We start from the raw sequence: 16656 nt of genomic DNA, 5'->3' as shown, positions 1-16656 counted from the left end.
CATGACCGCCTCCGATCCCGCCCGTCGCCGCGTCCTGCAAGGCTTGGGCGCCGGTTTCTTGCTGCCGGCCACTGCCGGTTGGTCCACGCGCAGCCTGGCCGCGCCGTCGGGGCGACCAATCATCACCGACGGTGTGCAGAGCGGCGATGTGCTGGACGACCGCGCGATGCTGTGGAGCCGTGCCGATCGCCCGGCGCGGTTGCGGGTGGAATGGGACACGCGTCCAAGCCTGCGTCAGGCGCGGCGCGTGGACGGCACGACCGCGTCGGCGGCGCACGACTTCACCGCACGCGCGGACCTGAGCGGTCTGCCGCGCAATCAGGACATCTTCTATCGCGTGCGCTTCGAAGATGCCGACAGCGGCGTGTTGAGCGCGCCCGTCCACGGCCACCTGCGCAGTGCACCGCAGGCGCGCGGCGATGTGCGCTTTGTCTGGAGCGGCGACACCGTCGGCCAGGGCTTCGGCATCAACCCGGACATCGGCGGCATGCGTATCTACAGCGCGATGCGCGAGCGCAATCCGGATTTCTTCCTGCACAGCGGCGATACCATCTACGCCGACGGCCCGATCCCGGCCGAGCTGACGGTGGAAGAGGGCAAGCGCTGGCGTAACCTCACCACCGCGGCCAAGAGCAAGGTGGCCGAAACGCTGGACGAATTTCGCGGCAACTATCGTTACAACCTGCTCGACGAGCATGTGCGCCGCTTCAACGCCGAGGTGCCGCAACTCTGGCAATGGGACGACCACGAAACCACCAACAACTGGTCGCCCGGCAAGCAACTGGATGCGCGCTATCAGGTGCGCGACATCGACGTGCTGGCCAGGCGCGCCCGCCAGGCCTTTCTGGAATATGCGCCGATGCGCGGCGTGCGCGCCGATGGCAACGGGCGCATCTACCGCAGGATTGCCTACGGCCCCTTGCTGGATGTCTTCGTGCTGGACATGCGCAGTGACCGCGGCGCCAACAGCGACAACCTGCAACTGCAGCCCGGCCCCGATGCCGCGTTTCTCGGGCCGGAGCAATTGGCGTGGTTGCAACGCGAACTGGCCGGCTCGCGCGCGCAATGGAAGGTGATTGCCGCCGACATGCCCATCGGCCTGCAGGTGCCCGATGGCGAAGATGCGAACGGGCGCCCGCGCTGGGAAGCGATCGCCAATGGCGACCCCGGCGTGCCGCGTGGCCGCGAACAGGAAATCGCCATGCTGTTGCGCTTCATCAGCCGCGCACGTATCCGCAATACGGTGTGGCTCACCGCCGACGTGCATTACTGCGCGGCGCACTACTACCACCCCGATCGCGCAGCGTTTCAGCAGTTCGAACCGTTTTGGGAATTTGTCGGCGGCCCGCTCAATGCCGGCAGTTTCGGGCCCAATGCACTGGATGCCACGTTCGGCCCGAGCGTGGTGTTTCAAAAAGCGCCACCTGCGCCCAACACCTCGCCGCTGGCCGGTTACCAGTTCTTTGGCGAAGTGGAAATCGACGGCCGCAGCGGCGTGCTCACGGTGACGCTGCGCGACCTGGATGGGGTGGCGCAGTTCCGTCAACCGATTCTGCCGCACGGCGTGGCGTAGAGGCCCACGCAGCGGACCGGTGACGCGCCCGCCAATGGATAGAACGCCAGCGCCGCGCGGCACTCCGGTGCCGCCCACCATTCGTGCAGCTGCCACTGCGCGGCCTGGCCAAGTTCCGGATCGCACCACTGCAGGTGCAGCGCGCCGTCGGGCGCGAGCGCATATGCAAGCCGGTGCAAGCCGAACGACAGGCCATGCCCATGGGCCTTGAGCAAGGCTTCCTTGGCGCACCACAGCCGAAAGAACAACGCGTGTTGTGCGTCCGGCGCCAGCGCAGCGAGCAAGGCGATCTCGTCGGGATGAAAGAAGCGTTGCGCGATCTCCAGCACACGCGGACGCGCGCGAATGCGCTCCAGATCCACGCCCAGTCGCACGCCTTCGCCCAGCCCCACCAGCAGATGCTCGCCGCTATGGCTCCAGCCGGTATCGCGGTCGGGCAGCGCCGGCTGCAGCGAGGGACGCCCGCGTGCATCGCGCTGCAATGGCACCAACGCCGGGTCGATGCCCAACGCCGGGCCGAGCAGCTGACGTGCCTGCGGCTCGCCACGTTCGCCGGGGCGGTGCGGGCGTAGCCATAGCTGCACCGGGCCAACCCGCCAGCTCGCATGCGCTGTCACGCGCCGTGCACCAAACCGAACAGTCGGCCACACCGTTCATCGCGTTCGACAGCTGCTTCACGTGCGGCTGCGTTGAATGGCGCCCATGCACCACTTCCGGTGCGCGCGAACAAGGAGATCGGCATCATGGGCATCATCATCTGGTTGATCGTCGGCGGCATCGTGGGTTGGCTGGCCAGCATCATCATGCGCCGCGACGCGCAGCAGGGCATCATCCTCAATGTGGTGGTAGGCATCGTGGGCGCGCTGATCGCCGGTTTCCTGTTTGGTGGCGGCATCAACCAGGCCATTACGCTGTGGACCTTCGTGTGGTCGCTGGTAGGTGCGGTGATTTTGCTGGCCATCGTCAACCTGGTGACCCGCGGCCGCCTGCGCTAACGCATCGCCTTAACGCTGTCGCATCGCATTACGTAACGCCCGGGCCTGCCCGGGCGTTGTCGTCTCAGCCTTTGGCGGCGATGCGATCGGCCGGATGGTGCACGCCGTCTTCCACCGGCACGGCAATGTTCAAGGCATATGGATTGACGCCTTCCAGGCAGCCAACGTTATAGCCGTATTCGTTGGGATTGGAGCGGCGCCGGTGGTGGGTATAGATGCCGCACACGCCGCAGAAATAATGCGCTGCCGTCTGCGTGTTGAATTGATACAACCGCAGCACTTCTTGGCCCTGCACGACATGCAGGCCATCGAGGGTGACCGACGCGACGATGGCGCCGCGCCGGCGGCACATCGAGCAATCGCAGCGGCGTGGATCGAGCAGGCCGTGCGGCAGATCCAGATCGATTTGCACTGCACCGCAGTGGCAACTCAGGCGATGCACCGGCCCCAGCGTGACATCGCCCACCTTGTGCGTGCTACGACGCAGATGCCGCTCGCTCATGCGCCGACCTCCGCCAGCCGCACCCACGCCGGTGCATGGTCACTGGGGCGTTCCCAGGTCCGCGGTTCGCGGTCGATGCCCGATTCCACCGCGCGTGCGCGCAAGGTATCCGACACCAGCGTCAGGTCGATACGCAGGCCCAGATTGCGGCGGAAACCGGCCTGGCGGTAATCCCACCAACTGAAGTGTTCGGCGTCCTGGTTGTGCAACCGGAAGGCGTCGTGCAAGCCCAGCGCCAGCAATTTGTCCAACGCGGCACGTTCGTCGGTCGAGGTGAGGATGTGGTGCTCGTTCCACACCGTTGCATCGTGCACGTCGCGCGCATCCGGGGCGATGTTGAAGTCGCCCAGCACCACCAGCTGCGGATACCGCTGCAGCTCCTGCGCGATCCAGTCGTGCGCTGCGGCGAGCCAGCGCAATTTGTAGGCGTACTTGTCGGTGCCCACGTCCTGGCCGTTGACCACGTACAGATTGATGATGCGCACGCCATCGACAGTGGCGGCGATGACGCGCTGCTGCACATCGTCCAGCCCAGGGATGCCCATCTGCACATCAATTGCCGGCGAGCGCGACAGGATCGCCACGCCGTTATAGGTTTTCTGCCCGCAGAACACGCTGCGGTAGCCCAGTGCCGCCAGTGCCGCATCGGGGAACTTGTGGTCTTCCAGCTTGGTTTCCTGGATGCCCACCACATCCGGCGCAGACGCAGCGAGCCACTGTTGCAGGTGCGGCAGGCGCACATTGAGCGAGTTGACGTTCCAGGAGGCAATCTTCATGGCGCGGACCGTGGTTCAAACCCCGAATGGTACCGCGCCATGTGTCGCCCTCAGGACGGTGGCGCCATGCGTCACCGCGCTGAGGCATTCCGCCGCGCGCTGCAGTTGTGTATTTGGGGAGGCGCGAGTGCCATCCTGGCACGTGCGTCATCGGTGCCGCCCCATGAGCTGGCGTATTGGCTCAGCGCAACTGACGCGCTCGCCGCCGAACGGTGGCGAGGGGCAAGCACCGACGCGCGGGCGCTGCCGGTCGGGCGACCGATGCCTGTGAGCCAAGGCGCGAGGCGGGCACGTGTAACGGACAGGTGCCATCAATTCAATCACTTACCGTGAAGCAATCCGCTCGGTCGAAGTAGGTAAGCTAGTCCGACCCCCCATGACACCGCTAGCCATGCCGTCATCCGCCGCAGTCGCGTTGCCGCCGCAGTCGCCTGCCTTTCCCAGCCTGAGCCGCAACGAGCGCGACATGCTCGACCGCCTGCGTCTGGCCGGTGCGCTCACCCGTGCCGACCTCAGCCGTGGCACCGGCTTGACCATGCAGACTGCGGTGCGCCTGATCGAAGGTCTGCACGCGCGCGGCATGGTGCAGATGGGCGAGGCGGTGGCACGCCACGGGCGCGGTAAGCCCGGGGTGGCGGTGTCGCTGAATCCGGCGCATGGGCACACGTTGGGCATCTCCATCGCCACCGATGCGCTGGCCCTGGCGCTGGTGGATTTTTCCGGTGCCCTGCTCGCCTGCAGCGAGGCCGCGCTGACCGACACCACGTTGTACGGGGTGCTCACCCAACTGCAGGCCGCCGATGCGGCGCTGCTGGCACGCGTGGACACAGCCGGCGCGCGCCTGGGCATCGGCGTGGCGCCGGGCGGGTACTTCACCGGCGAGGATGCCTTCATCCATCCGCCCGAACCGCTGCGCGCCCTGGGCCAGATCGCACTGTGCCCTTGGCTGGCCGAGGCGTTCGGGCAACCGGTCTGGATGGATAACGACGGCAGCGTTGCCGCCGCCGGCGAAGCGATGCTGGGCGTTGGCCAGCGCCATCGCGACTTTGCCTATCTGTCTGTGGGGTACGGCCTGGGTGGCGGCCTGGTCATCGACGGCCAGGTGATGCGTGGGGCACATGGCAACGCCGGCGCATTCGCCGACATTTTGCCGGCGCGGCAGCTGGAACGGGCCACCCTGGAATTGCTGCGCGAACTGCTGGCCGAAGACGGCCTGGCGTTTGCCGATGCGCGCAGCCTGCTGGCGGCCTACGATCCGGCCTGGACGGCGATCGAGCGCTGGATTGCCCGCAGCGTACCGGGGATCGCGTTGATCGTCTCGGCCATCACTGCCGTGTGCGACCCCGACGCCATCGTATTCGGCGGTCGCCTGCCGGGCGATCTGGCGCAACGCCTGATCGCCGCAGTGCAGATCGCCCACCTGCCACGCGGCGGGCAGACGCGCCTGCCGGCGCTGCTCCCGGCCGAAGCACCTGCCGATGCCTGCGCGATTGGCGCGGCCACCTTGCCGTTGAAGGCGCGTTATTTCGGCTGAGCGAGGCGCTGCCCCGCGCATGGCCGGCGCGGCTAGCGTCCTTGCTGCGAAGAGAGATGCGTTCCCTGGTGAGCCGAAGCGCTACCGTCATTTCGTAGTCGCGGCAGGCGGCGGCAGCAATCGTCGAACAGCTCCAGCGCCAAACTTCGTGCCTGTTGCTGCTGCTGTTGAGTAAGCGCGTCCAACACCTCGTCTTCGGCCTGCAGCGGCGCAGTTGCATCCAGCGGCCGCCCCGGCGGCTGGCGTGCGGCGAGTCGCCACGCGGCCGCATAGACCGGGTCGGGCGCATGCAGCAGGGGCGATTCCACCACTTGCGCCAGGGTATCGATGGCATCGCGGTGGCCTGCCAGTGCCAGCGCTTCCAGGTCGCTCACGATGACAGCCACCTCGCGCTCTGCATCCGGCGACAACGTTTGCTGCGTGCCCGCAGGCGCGGCCGCCACGGCACGCTGCATCAGGTCGGCCGCGTGGTGCGCCAGCAGATAGCGCTGGGCATCCACATCGCCACGCGCGGCAGCTGTACGTAACATCGCCTCGATCTGCAAGGGCGTGTCTGCCACGCATCCGGCACGACCAGACAACCCTGCGACGATCACTCCACCGCGCGCGATCTGCGCAGCCTGTTCGTGCTGACGTTCGCGGCAGGCAAGTTGCTGCATGGCGGTATCGAACAGGCTGCGCGAGATGTTGTCCGATCGCTGGCGCGATCGGGCCGCGACCGGAGGCGTGCCTGGCATCATCGATTTATCCTGCACGTGCCGGGGGGCTGAAGCATGCAACGCGCACAGCCACCACGCGCTGCACGCCAGCAATACCATGACCGCGACACGCAGGCCCCAGCTCGGCCAAGTTGGCCGCTCGCCAGATGCATGCACGGTATGCACTTGGCTTGTCATGGCCCCCTCAATGCAGTGCCGCTTCCAGCGCGGCGCGATCGAAACGCACCGGATTGGCCTGACGCAATTGCTCCAATGCGTTGGCAGCCGCCTGGTCACGCAATTGCACCTCGATCTGTCCGCGTGCGCTGTCCAGGGTTGCCGGTCGCCGCGCATCGACACGGATCAGGTGGTAACCCTCCGCGCCACGTACCGGCGCCGACACCTGCCCCACCGCCAGGTCCTGCACCGGCGCGACGAACGCGTCCGCCACATTGCGCAGAAACATCGGCGACAGTTCGCCGCCTTCGGCCGCAGTACTGGCATCGTCGGACTGCCGCATCGCCAGTTCGGCAAACGGTGTGCCGGACTCCAGCTGTTGCTTGAGGCGCTGCGCCCGGGCAAGCGCCTGAGCATCGGTCAGGGGCGTCCCACGCCGCGCGGCGCCCTGCGGCTTCAACGCCACGAACAAATGGCTCAAGTGCACTTCATCGTAATCGTGGGGATGCGCATCGAACTGCGCTTTGATCTGCGCAGCATCGATCTGCGCGCTTTCGCGCGCACGCGTCTGCACGGCCTTGGCCAGGATCGCATCGGTCGCCTGACGTATGCGCGCGGCCACGACCGGGTCGTCCTGCAAATGCTCACGCCGAGCCTGCTCCACCAGCAACAGGCGATCGGCGAATTCGCGCACAAATTCCGGGTCGGCTGCACTGGCGGGATTGAAATCCTGTGGCAAGCCAGCCAGTGCAAGCACGCGGTACTCCTGGGCATCGAGCGCTTGCTTGCCGATCTGCAGCACCGTTGCCTGGTGACTGCGTACATCGGATACGGCAGCGCCGGCCTGCGCCGCTGCCACGCAGAAGATCAGGCTCACCGCTAGCGCAGCGAGCAACAAACGTGTGGACACCATACGACAACCTCCGTTAGACAAGACCCGACGGCGGTCAGCGCCGCCGTCGGGTCGGCCAGATGCACGCGTTATTCGTGCTTGCCGCGCGCACGCAGATAGGCGATGGCGGCCTTCGGGTCATCGGTGGTGATCAGGCCGAATGCCTCGTCGCGCACGATGAAATCCAGGTTGCCGCGATTGTCGGCGGTGTCGCGGCCACCGGAGTAGGAGAAATACAGATCCGACAAGGCATAGCAGCAGGCACCGCTGTTTTGATAGAACTTGCCGGCATACGGTCCATCGGGAATGGCCTGGAATACACCGACGCGATAACCGCGCTCACGAATGAAGTCGGCATCGCTTTGCAACAAGCCACCGAGCTGCTTGACGTTGATCTCCATCGTCTGCTGGCCGTCGTTCATCCACGCCGAGATCGTCTGGCGCACGTTGATCTTGCCCAGCATGTTGGTGGTGAACACCGGAATGCCGACCATGCCGCTACCGTCGGCACGGTAGGCATCGCGACTGGTGTACAGCGTTGCATTGACCTTGGCGGCGACATAGCTGCCGGACGCCAACCCGAACGCGCCTTCCGCCGCTTTGCGGACGGCGCGTACCGTCGCCGCATCCTTGATGTCGAACACCATCGGAGTGCGCAGGTTGTGCTGCTTGTAATAGGCGAACACGTCATCGACGCGCGGCACGTGATAGCCGGTAATGGTGGTGCGGTCCGGGCTCAACAGAAAGAGCGCGCTGACCTGCGACCAGGGCGTCACCAGGACCGACGGGTTCACACCCTGGTTGGTGATGGGATCGTATTTGACGCCGGGATGCTGCTGCCACACGGTGGTGGTACGGCCAAGATTGTAGTCGTGCAACAGGACCGGTACGCCATCGCTGGTGAGCTTGACGTCCAGCTCCACGCCATCCATGCATTGGTCGTTGGCAGCCTGCAGCGCGCCGCGCGAGTTCTCCGGCAGATCGGCGATCCCGGCGTATTTTCCCCATAGGCCGCGATGCGCCAGCACCGTGGTCTTGTCGGCACCATTGAACAGGATGGCATTCATTTTGGTTGCGCTGGAGTCGCCGCAGGCGGCCATCGCCCACTGTGGCAATGCTGCAAATAACGCGATTGTTCCCAGGCGCCGACAGGCACGGGCCAGCGTATGGATCTCACGGGAAGTGGTCATATCTGTTTGTCCAGAGTGAAGGAAGGTGCATCCCCAACGACAAGGACCGACGGGTCGACACCATCGATGCACTCGCCGGACAGCGCACTCGCTCAACGGACCAATGGCCGCGAGGGAGCGCAAGCCGGCCGCGATCGGCGGTCGGCTTGGCGAAAAAGTTAGTCACTTTCCATGACTTAATTTCGTCGGCCAGATGGCGGTTTGCTACCAGGGCGCAGCGATGGCGCACGCAACGAACGACATGTCCAACATGTGTCGGCCAGGGCCGATGGCCTGGTATCTCCCGGCATAAAGACAAAGACGAGGTGTCGACACTCGGCCTGCGCAGGGCATGCGTGCGAGCACCACCACGCCTGCGCGGCCACCCGGGCCGGGGCGCTGCGGGCATCTCGCACACTTCCCTGGCCGGGCCGCGAGAACAGCGGCGGCGTTACCAAAACGCAGAACGCCGGCACTGGGCCGGCGTTCTGCGATCACATCAACCACCAACCCGTCGATCAGTGACCGGAGGCGCCACTGGCACCCAGGCCGGTTTCGGCACGGATCTGCTGCGCCTTGAAGGCGGCGCGTTCGTTGGCTGCCTGCGGGCTGCGATCCAGCACGGAGAACAACCAGATGCCGACAAAACCAATCGTCATCGAGAACAGCGCCGGCGAGGTGTACGGGAACGGCGCCGAGCCGGCCGCATTGCCCAGCGTGTCCACCCATACCGACGGCGACAGGATCGTCAGCACCAGCGACGAGATCAGGCCGAGGAAACCGCCGATCACTGCGCCACGGGTGGTGCAGTTCTTCCACAACAACGACAGGATCAGCACCGGGAAGTTGGCCGAGGCGGCAATGGCGAAGGCCAGCGACACCATGAAGGCCACGTTCTGCTTCTCGAACACGATGCCCAGCAGCACCGCGATCACGCCCAGCACCAAAGTGGTGGCACGCGAGACCTTGAGCTCCGAACCCGGCGCCGGGTTGCCCTTCTTGATCACCGTGGCATACAGGTCATGCGACACCGCCGAGGCGCCGGACAGGGTCAGGCCCGCCACCACCGCCAGGATGGTGGCGAAGGCCACTGCCGAGATGAAGCCCATGAACACGTTGCCGCCCACCGCGTTACCGACCAGCACCGCCGCCATGTTGGCCGCACCCTTGCCGCCATGGATGGTGCCGGTGGCAACATCGGCGAACTGCGGATTGGTCAGCACCAGTGCGATCGCACCGAAGCCGATGATGAAGATCAGGATGTAGAAGTAGCCGATCCAGGTGGTGGCCCACAGCACCGACTTACGCGCCTGCTTGGCATCGGGAACGGTGAAGAAGCGCATCAGGATGTGCGGCAGGCCCGCGGTACCGAACATCAGCGCCATGCCGAAGGAAATGGCCGAAATCGGGTCCTTGACGAAACCGCCCGGTCCCATGATCGACAGGCCTGCTTTTGCCGCATCCTCCGGCGAAGCGCCACCGCTGGCCGCGACCGCGGTTTTGACCCGCACGCCTTCGGCAAACAGCGCCTCGAAGCTGAAGTTGAAATGCCACATGATCGCCACGGCCATGAAGGTGACGCCGGTCAGCAGCAGCACGGCCTTGATGATCTGCACCCAGGTGGTGGCGGTCATGCCGCCGAACAACACGTAGATCATCATCAGCACGCCGACCAGGGTCACCGCCACCCAGTAGTCCAGGCCGAACAGCAACTTGATCAGCGCACCGGCACCAACCATCTGTGCGATCAGATAGAACAGCACCACCACCAACGTGCCCGACGCCGCAAAGCTGCGGATCGCCGTCGGCGCGAAGCGGTAACCGGCCACATCGGCGAAGGTGTACTTGCCGAGGTTGCGCAGGCGTTCGGCCATCAGGAAGGTCAGGATCGGCCAGCCGACCAGAAAACCGATCGCATAGATCAGGCCGTCGTAGCCGTTGGCCATCACCGCAGCGGTGATGCCCAGGAACGAGGCCGCCGACATGAAGTCGCCTGCGATCGCCAGGCCGTTCTGGAAACCGGTGATGCCACCGCCAGCGGTATAGAAGTCAGCGGCCGACTTGGTCTTGGCCGCCGCCCATTTGGTGATCCACAGGGTGGCCAGCACGAAGAAGCCGAACATGGCGATCGCCACCCAGTTGGTGGGCTGCTTGTCGACCTGGCCCAGGTCGCCGCCGGCTGCCAGCGCGATGCCGGCGGGCATCAGGCCGGCCAGAATCAGGAGAAGGCGCGAGTACTTGCTCATTTGCGGGCTTCCTCCAGGATCTGCGCGGTCAGCTGGTCGTAGGTGTTGTTGGCGCGACGCACGTAGATGGCGGTAATGAGGATGGTGAATACCATCACCCCGATCGCGATCGGAATGCCGATCGAGGTCACGCCGGCACCGATCGGCTTGGCGAGGAATTCCTTGTCGAAGGCAATCAGGCCGATGTAGCCGTAATAGGCCAGCAACATCAGCACGGTGAGTGTCCAGCCCAGCGAATTACGCTGACGCTTGAGTGCGTGATACTTCGGATTGGCGTCGATCTTGGCGATCAACGCGTCATTCGAGACGGTCATGGTCTGTCTCCTGATAGAGCGCTGGTAAGACATAAGGCGGCGATGCCCGCTCCACCGCAGTGGAGCAGGCCGCCAGTGGCAGAACGCTAGAAGCTGTATTTGGTGGTGAACTGCAACCGCGAGATGTCGCCGCTGTCACCGTTTTCGGCTTCGCGACGGCCATACATCAGCTCGGCGCCGACATCCACCTTCGGCAACGGCGAATAGAACACGTTGGCGCGAACGCTTTGCTGGGACTTGCTGGCAAGCCCACCGGTATTGGCGATGTCGTGGTCGTAGTTCACGCGCGAATACATGAGGGTGCTGCGCAGTTTGGCGTTGTAGTCGTGGCGCCACGCCACCCAGCCGGCAATCGTGCTGACGGTCTGGATATTGCCGTCGATGTCGATCTCCACATCCGAGCCGTTGCCCAGGCCCAGATAGCGTCCCAGGCCCTCGCCGTAGCTGAGCTGGTAACGCAGATCGTTTTTGGAGTTGATGATCCAGCGACCGCCGCCGGCGATGGCGCCGCCGAAGTCGGTGTCGTTGGTCAGCGCGCTGCGGGTGCGGTACTGACGCGCAATGGCCGACAGCCCGAACGTGCCCCAGGTGCCCTTCCAGTTGTAACGCGCGGTCAGGTCCGGCATCGCGCCATGATCCGAGGCCAGGATGGTGTTGCCGCCCTGGTACGGGGTGGTCAGCGTCTCGGGGTTTTCGGCCGACACGCTGAAGGCGCCGCGGGTGTAGCGGATCTGGGTCTGACGGCTGAACAACGCACCGTCGGTCGGTCCGACGATGTCGGCGGCCTCGGGCAGGATCGTGGAATCGATGAAGTTGGACCAGGTCTGGCCGGCCAGCCAGTTGTTCCAGCTCACGTAGGCGTGGCGCAAGGTGCCGCCGTACAGATTGTTGACCTGGTTGGCCAGCGCGTTGCCGAAGAAATCCAGTTCGATGAAGCCGGTGATCTTGTCGCCGTTCTCGGTGACCGTGTCCACGCCCAGGTTGAAGCGCGAGAACTTGGCATGGAAGTCGGTGTCGGTGCTCGAGGCCTGGCCACCGACCGGCGTCTGGGTCGGGATGTACAGGTAACGCCCCACCGCACCTTCAGGCAATGCGCCGTCGGAGGTACGGGTGGTCATGAAATCGGCCTTGATGAAACCACCGTAACGGAACGTTGTCCCCGCCGCTGCGTTCGGTGTGATGCTGGTCAGCTGGATCGGCCGCTTGCCCGCCGGTACCGCAGGCGCGGCCGGTGCCTGCGCCTGCGCGGCACGCACCTCGGTCACCTGGGTCTGCGTCTGGGCGATCTGGCCCTGCTGTTGTTGCTGCGCAGAGACCAGCAGCTGGACCTGACGCTCGAGCTCGGCAATACGGGCTTCCAGCGCCTTTTCCTTGGCCGTTTGCGCGAACGCCACGCCCGGCAGGATGCTGGCCACAAACAAGGCAGCCGCCAACGGATGGCGCACCAGCGGTGCAGTACGGTGTCTCATGAACCCTCTCCCCAATGAAGGCCTCGCGCTTGATGGCGATGCTGTGCGGAGCGTGAGGCAGTCCGCGCTTCGGAGCCTATTCGCCTTTGGTCGTAGCTGCAACGCAGCATTCCGCAAGATGACCGATGGTCGCACCGCAGCACGTCAGGCATGTGCGTTGGCGCACTCACCAGGGTTACGACCATGGTCTAAGGCGCCGTTGACCGCCGGGACAGAATGGATGCGGCACACTGATTGTCTACCGAGGGCAGCCGCAACGCCCTCTTCCGACAAGTTCATTGCAAGTGAGGGTGCCATGGCTGATGTTTATCCCGTCGATCCCGCGTTCGCCGCCGATGCGCGCGTGACGCGCGAGCAGTACGCCGCGCTGTACCGCGAATCGATCGAACACCCCGAGCAGTTCTGGGGCAAGGCCGCGCAGCGGCTCGAGTGGTTCAAGCAACCCACCCAGATCAAGGATGTCAGCTATGCGCTGGACGACTTCCATATCCGCTGGTTCGGCGATGGCGAGCTCAATGCCAGCGTCAACTGCCTGGACCGCCAGCTGGCCACGCGCGGCGACAAGACCGCGCTGCTGTTCGAACCAGACAGCCCGGATGCGCAGTCCTACCCGGTCACCTACCGCGAGTTGTACGAGCGCGTCTGCAAGCTGGGCAATGCGCTGCGCAACCTGGGCGTCAAGAAGGGCGACCGTGTCACCATCTATCTGCCGATGATCGTCGATGCTGCCGTGGCCATGCTCGCCTGCGCGCGCATCGGTGCGGTGCACTCGGTGGTGTTCGGCGGCTTTGCCGCCAACTCGATCGCCGACCGCGTGATCGATTGCCAGAGCAAGCTGATCATCACCGCCGACGAAGGCCTGCGTGGCGGCAAGAAGATTCCGCTCAAGGCCAATGTCGATGCTGCGCTGAAGATTCCCGGCACCAACACGGTGGAAACCGTGCTGGTGGTGCGTCATACCGGCGGCGCAGTGGAGATGCAGGCACCGCGCGATCGCTGGTTCCATGATGTGGTCGACGGCCAGCCGGCCGCGTGCGAACCCGAGCGCATGAACGCCGAAGACCCGCTGTTCATCCTCTACACCTCCGGCTCCACCGGCAAACCCAAGGGCGTGCTGCACACCACCGCCGGCTACCTGCTGTTTGCCAGCTACACGCATGAAGTGGTGTTCGACCTGCGCGAGGACGACATCTACTGGTGCACTGCGGACGTGGGCTGGGTCACCGGCCACAGCTACATCGTCTACGGCCCGCTCGCCAATGGCGCCACCGCGGTGATGTTCGAGGGCGTGCCCAATTACCCGAACGTGTCGCGCTTCTGGGAAGTGATCGACAAGCATCAGGTCACCATCTTCTACACCGCACCTACTGCGATTCGCGCGTTGATGCGCGACGGCGAGGCGCCGGTCAAAAAGACCTCGCGCAAGAGCCTGCGCCTGCTCGGCAGCGTCGGCGAGCCGATCAATCCGGAAGCCTGGCGCTGGTATTACGAGGTGGTCGGCGACAGCCGTTGCCCGATCGTGGATACGTGGTGGCAGACCGAAACCGGCGGCATCCTGATCTCGCCGCTGGCCGGCGCGGTCGATCTCAAGCCGGGCTCGGCCACCTTGCCCTTCTTCGGCGTGCTGCCGGCGCTGGTCGATGCCGAAGGCAAGATTCTGGAAGGCGCCACCGAAGGCAACCTGGTGCTGCTCGATTCCTGGCCGGGCCAGATGCGTAGCGTATATGGCGACCACCAGCGTTTCATCGACACCTACTTCCGCACCTATCCGGGCAGCTACTTCACCGGCGACGGCTGCCGCCGCGATGCCGACGGTTACTACTGGATCACCGGCCGCGTGGACGATGTGATCAATGTCTCCGGGCACCGCATCGGCACCGCCGAAGTGGAAAGCGCGCTGGTCTCGCACCCCAAGGTCGCCGAAGCGGCCGTGGTGGGCTTCCCGCACGACGTCAAGGGCCAGGGCATCTATGCCTACGTCACCCTGATCGCGGGCGAGACCCCGAGCGAGGACCTACACAAGGAATTGGTCAGCTGGGTGCGCAAGGAGATCGGCCCGATCGCCTCACCCGATCATCTGCAGTGGGCGCCCGGCCTACCCAAGACCCGCTCGGGCAAGATCATGCGCCGCATCCTGCGCAAGATCGCCGAAAACGCCCCTGACCAGTTGGGCGATACCTCCACGCTGGCAGATCCGTCGGTGGTGGATTCGCTGGTCAATGAGCGTCTGGCGCGCTGACGCGCTGAAGGGCCGGGATTAGGCATTCGGGATTGGGGATTCGCACAAGCGGGTTTCCAATCTTTTCCATTGTCCTCTCCGGATCTGCAATGTCGAACAGCGATGCGTGCGGGCAGTTAGGAATCCCCGACATCCCTTCTTTGCGAACCCCCAATCCCCAATCCCGGCCCCACCATGACCACCCTGCTAATCGCCGACGACCATCCCTTGTTCCGTGAAGCCTTGCGCGGGGCGGTGCAGCGTGTGATGCCGGGGGTAGAACTGTTCGAAGCCGATAACGTGGATGCGCTGTATAGCCTGGCCGATGCGCAACCGGACGCCGATCTGTTGCTGATGGATCTCAACATGCCCGGTGCACAGGGGTTCAGCGCATTGGTGCACATGCGCTCGCTGCATCCTCAGTTGCCGGTGGTAGTGGTCTCCGCACGCGAAGAACCCACCGTGATGCGGCGCGCCATCGACCACGGCGCGTTCGGCTTCATTCCCAAATCCGCCGATTCGGACACCATCGGGCGGGCACTGGCCACCGTGCTCGATGGCGAGCGCTGGATCCCGGCCGAGGCGCAAAACCTGCCGCCCACCGACAGCGAGGAACGCGAGGTTGGCCAGCGTCTGCGCGATCTCACGCCACAGCAATTTCGCGTGCTGCAGATGCTGGGCGCTGGACGCCTCAACAAACAGATCGCCTACGACCTGGGCGTGTCCGAAGCCACCATCAAGGCGCACGTCACCGCGATCCTGCGCAAGCTCGGCGTCACCAATCGCACCCAGGCAGTGCTGATGGCCGGCAAGCTCGCCATCGATGCCGACGGTATCGTGCTGCCGCCGCCGGAAGAAGACTAACGCGCGCAGGTGTAGGTCTGCGTGCGTTGGGGTCGATCGGGTGACGCTTGGTCGCGTCCGGCTGCGCTCCTGTCTGTGATCCCGCTACCGCGGCCGTCATCGGTGGTGGGCAATCGGCAGACGTGCCATGCAACGCAGCGTGGCACCAGCGTCGGAGCGCACCTGGGCGCGATGCGCGTTCTGGGCAACGCTTCATTTGCAGAGGACAAACGATGCGCGTTGGCGCCTACGATCGTGGTGGGCATCGCAGGTAACGCTTCGTCGCGCCCGGGTGCGCTCCCACGCTTGCTGCTTGTCGGATTTATTCCGGTGCGCGCACGAACAGGATGTTCAAATCGCGCACCGGCACGAAGTTGGCCTGCTTGAACTGGAAGGTCAGCGGGTCGATCTTTTTCAGTTCGCCATCGAAGCACAGGCTCAGGATGTCGCTGGCCGCCTGCTTGCGGATGGTCAGCTGGAAGTCCTTGATCGGGCCGTTCCAGTTTTTGCCGGTAGTGAGCACATAACGCAGGTTGGCCCATCCCAACCCGTAGTTGCCTTCGCGACGCTGCATGCTGGCTTTGGTCGCCGGTTCGATGCAGGTGTCTTTTGCATACGACTCCAGCAAGTAACTGCTGGGCTGCGGGACGCCGGTAGACAGGCTGGGTGTGTAGGTGTGACGGATCTGCACGCTTGCCTTGGCAGGAAACTTCTGCTGCCAGACGAAGTAGGCGTTGAGCGTGAAACGCGGCTGCCCATCGCCATCGACCCAGCGCGCGGGTAGCGGCTTGCGTCCCTTCGGCGGCGTGGCCGATTCGGTGAACGCGGCGACATCGTCCTGGGTCCAGCCGGTGGCGGCGAACGCCGTGGAGATGTCGCTGCCGTCATCCAGCAGCACCACCAGCTTGCGCGTGGTGGCAACCGGTTTGCCGTCGGCCCAGAGCTTGAAATCGGTCAGCGCATTGTGGTCGGCCATGCCGAAGTACATCGGCGGCATCGGGAAGGCCACCGGCACGCTCAGGTCGCGCTCGCTGGTGTTGGTGAACACATAGTCCACTTGCACGCGTTCCTCGCTGAGCAACAGCGCTTCGCGGTCCATGCTGATGTCGGGCTGATGCAGCAGGCGGATGGTGCCGTTGTCGTCGCCGAAACTGCTGTCATTGGCCTGTGCAGCACTGCAGGCAAGCAATGCCAGCACACACAGCCGGACGGAAAACGCCATTGCGCGCACTAGGGAAGGTCTGAACAAC

The 16656-nt window shown here is 64.9% G+C and carries 15 protein-coding genes; 5 read left to right on the top strand and 10 right to left on the bottom strand.

The genetic code is table 11. The annotated features are described in order from the left end of the window. Position 1 precedes the first annotated feature (1 nt). Positions 2 to 1573: an alkaline phosphatase D family protein gene (locus J7360_RS15360; RefSeq protein WP_007972830.1), complete on the top strand. Its 1572-nt coding sequence runs from the start codon at positions 2 to 4 to the stop codon at positions 1571 to 1573. Here J7360_RS15360 and J7360_RS15355 read toward each other — a convergent pair. After that, a complete protein-coding gene (locus J7360_RS15355; RefSeq protein WP_042675837.1) occupies positions 1543 to 2190 on the bottom strand; it encodes a 4'-phosphopantetheinyl transferase superfamily protein in 648 nt (215 codons plus the stop codon). The two genes, J7360_RS15360 and J7360_RS15355, sit on opposite strands and share 31 nt — an antisense overlap. Before the next feature lie 126 nt (positions 2191 to 2316). Between J7360_RS15355 and J7360_RS15350 the strand changes: the two genes are divergently transcribed. Continuing rightward, complete coding sequence (locus J7360_RS15350; RefSeq protein ID WP_005914591.1) at positions 2317 to 2568, top strand: GlsB/YeaQ/YmgE family stress response membrane protein; 252 nt, start codon at positions 2317 to 2319, stop codon at positions 2566 to 2568. A 64-nt stretch (positions 2569 to 2632) separates the two neighbouring features. Here J7360_RS15350 and J7360_RS15345 read toward each other — a convergent pair whose 3' ends face one another. Continuing rightward, positions 2633 to 3070, bottom strand: coding sequence for a GFA family protein (locus J7360_RS15345; protein ID WP_057659022.1), 438 nt, complete (start codon positions 3068 to 3070; stop codon positions 2633 to 2635). Continuing rightward, positions 3067 to 3846: an exodeoxyribonuclease III gene (gene xth, locus J7360_RS15340; protein WP_057659024.1), complete on the bottom strand. Its 780-nt coding sequence runs from the start codon at positions 3844 to 3846 to the stop codon at positions 3067 to 3069. Before xth ends, J7360_RS15345 begins: the two co-directional genes overlap by 4 nt. A gap of 391 nt (positions 3847 to 4237) precedes the next feature. Here xth and J7360_RS15335 point away from each other — a divergent pair, with 391 nt between their 5' ends. Continuing rightward, positions 4238 to 5380, top strand: coding sequence for an ROK family transcriptional regulator (locus J7360_RS15335; RefSeq protein WP_057659026.1), 1143 nt, complete (start codon positions 4238 to 4240; stop codon positions 5378 to 5380). 32 nt (positions 5381 to 5412) lie between these two features. Here J7360_RS15335 and J7360_RS15330 read toward each other — a convergent pair whose 3' ends face one another. The 6 genes from J7360_RS15330 to J7360_RS15305 all read right to left on the bottom strand — a co-directional run bounded on the left by J7360_RS15330 (position 5413) and on the right by J7360_RS15305 (position 12345). Beyond that, entirely contained in the window at positions 5413 to 6120 is a 708-nt protein-coding gene (locus tag J7360_RS15330) for a hypothetical protein (protein ID WP_057659028.1), read from the bottom strand. Between the two features lie 163 nt (positions 6121 to 6283). Further along, positions 6284 to 7168: a peptidylprolyl isomerase gene (locus J7360_RS15325; protein ID WP_057659030.1), complete on the bottom strand. Its 885-nt coding sequence runs from the start codon at positions 7166 to 7168 to the stop codon at positions 6284 to 6286. A gap of 68 nt (positions 7169 to 7236) precedes the next feature. Beyond that, positions 7237 to 8337 (bottom strand): glycerophosphodiester phosphodiesterase family protein, encoded by a 1101-nt coding sequence (locus J7360_RS15320; protein ID WP_057659032.1) that lies wholly within the window; start codon positions 8335 to 8337, stop codon positions 7237 to 7239. A gap of 497 nt (positions 8338 to 8834) precedes the next feature. Next, complete coding sequence (locus J7360_RS15315; protein ID WP_007966464.1) at positions 8835 to 10562, bottom strand: cation acetate symporter; 1728 nt, start codon at positions 10560 to 10562, stop codon at positions 8835 to 8837. Further along, complete coding sequence (locus J7360_RS15310; RefSeq protein ID WP_007966466.1) at positions 10559 to 10876, bottom strand: DUF485 domain-containing protein; 318 nt, start codon at positions 10874 to 10876, stop codon at positions 10559 to 10561. The genes J7360_RS15315 and J7360_RS15310 overlap by 4 nt, the downstream gene beginning before the upstream one ends. Positions 10877 to 10962: 86 nt before the next feature. Then, positions 10963 to 12345: a DcaP family trimeric outer membrane transporter gene (locus J7360_RS15305; protein ID WP_007966468.1), complete on the bottom strand. Its 1383-nt coding sequence runs from the start codon at positions 12343 to 12345 to the stop codon at positions 10963 to 10965. Between the two features lie 295 nt (positions 12346 to 12640). Here J7360_RS15305 and acs point away from each other — a divergent pair, with 295 nt between their 5' ends. Both acs and J7360_RS15295 read left to right on the top strand, forming a co-directional pair. Beyond that, complete coding sequence (gene acs, locus J7360_RS15300; protein WP_057659227.1) at positions 12641 to 14584, top strand: acetate--CoA ligase; 1944 nt, start codon at positions 12641 to 12643, stop codon at positions 14582 to 14584. Positions 14585 to 14758: 174 nt separating this feature from the next. Then, the gene (locus tag J7360_RS15295) at positions 14759 to 15427 is read left to right on the top strand and encodes a response regulator transcription factor (protein WP_005914583.1); all 669 of its coding nucleotides are present in this window, start codon (positions 14759 to 14761) and stop codon (positions 15425 to 15427) included. A gap of 301 nt (positions 15428 to 15728) precedes the next feature. On the opposite strand, the gene J7360_RS15290 is transcribed toward J7360_RS15295, so the two are convergent. After that, positions 15729 to 16637: a DUF4424 domain-containing protein gene (locus tag J7360_RS15290; protein WP_176214955.1), complete on the bottom strand. Its 909-nt coding sequence runs from the start codon at positions 16635 to 16637 to the stop codon at positions 15729 to 15731. Between the last annotated feature and the right edge of the window lie 19 nt (positions 16638 to 16656).

Source organism: Xanthomonas sp. D-99 (assembly GCF_017746145.1).
Lineage (GTDB): Bacteria > Pseudomonadota > Gammaproteobacteria > Xanthomonadales > Xanthomonadaceae > Xanthomonas > Xanthomonas cissicola.
Note: the sequence above shows the minus strand (reverse complement) of the source record. Positions and strands in the feature narration are given on the sequence as shown.

Bases quoted from the DNA above. Each gene is read 5' to 3' on its own strand.
- J7360_RS15310 (WP_007966466.1), bottom strand. From the start codon at position 10,876: ATGACCGTCTCGAATGACGCGTTGATCGCCAAGATCGACGCCAATCCG.
- J7360_RS15305 (WP_007966468.1), bottom strand. From the start codon at position 12,345: ATGAGACACCGTACTGCACCGCTGGTGCGCCATCCGTTGGCGGCTGCC.
- J7360_RS15330 (WP_057659028.1), bottom strand. From the start codon at position 6,120: ATGATGCCAGGCACGCCTCCGGTCGCGGCCCGATCGCGCCAGCGATCG.
- J7360_RS15350 (WP_005914591.1), top strand. From the start codon at position 2,317: ATGGGCATCATCATCTGGTTGATCGTCGGCGGCATCGTGGGTTGGCTG.
- J7360_RS15315 (WP_007966464.1), bottom strand. From the start codon at position 10,562: ATGAGCAAGTACTCGCGCCTTCTCCTGATTCTGGCCGGCCTGATGCCC.
- J7360_RS15345 (WP_057659022.1), bottom strand. From the start codon at position 3,070: ATGAGCGAGCGGCATCTGCGTCGTAGCACGCACAAGGTGGGCGATGTC.
- J7360_RS15325 (WP_057659030.1), bottom strand. From the start codon at position 7,168: ATGGTGTCCACACGTTTGTTGCTCGCTGCGCTAGCGGTGAGCCTGATC.
- xth (WP_057659024.1), bottom strand. From the start codon at position 3,846: ATGAAGATTGCCTCCTGGAACGTCAACTCGCTCAATGTGCGCCTGCCG.
- acs (WP_057659227.1), top strand. From the start codon at position 12,641: ATGGCTGATGTTTATCCCGTCGATCCCGCGTTCGCCGCCGATGCGCGC.
- J7360_RS15295 (WP_005914583.1), top strand. From the start codon at position 14,759: ATGACCACCCTGCTAATCGCCGACGACCATCCCTTGTTCCGTGAAGCC.
- J7360_RS15320 (WP_057659032.1), bottom strand. From the start codon at position 8,337: ATGACCACTTCCCGTGAGATCCATACGCTGGCCCGTGCCTGTCGGCGC.
- J7360_RS15335 (WP_057659026.1), top strand. From the start codon at position 4,238: ATGCCGTCATCCGCCGCAGTCGCGTTGCCGCCGCAGTCGCCTGCCTTT.
- J7360_RS15360 (WP_007972830.1), top strand. From the start codon at position 2: ATGACCGCCTCCGATCCCGCCCGTCGCCGCGTCCTGCAAGGCTTGGGC.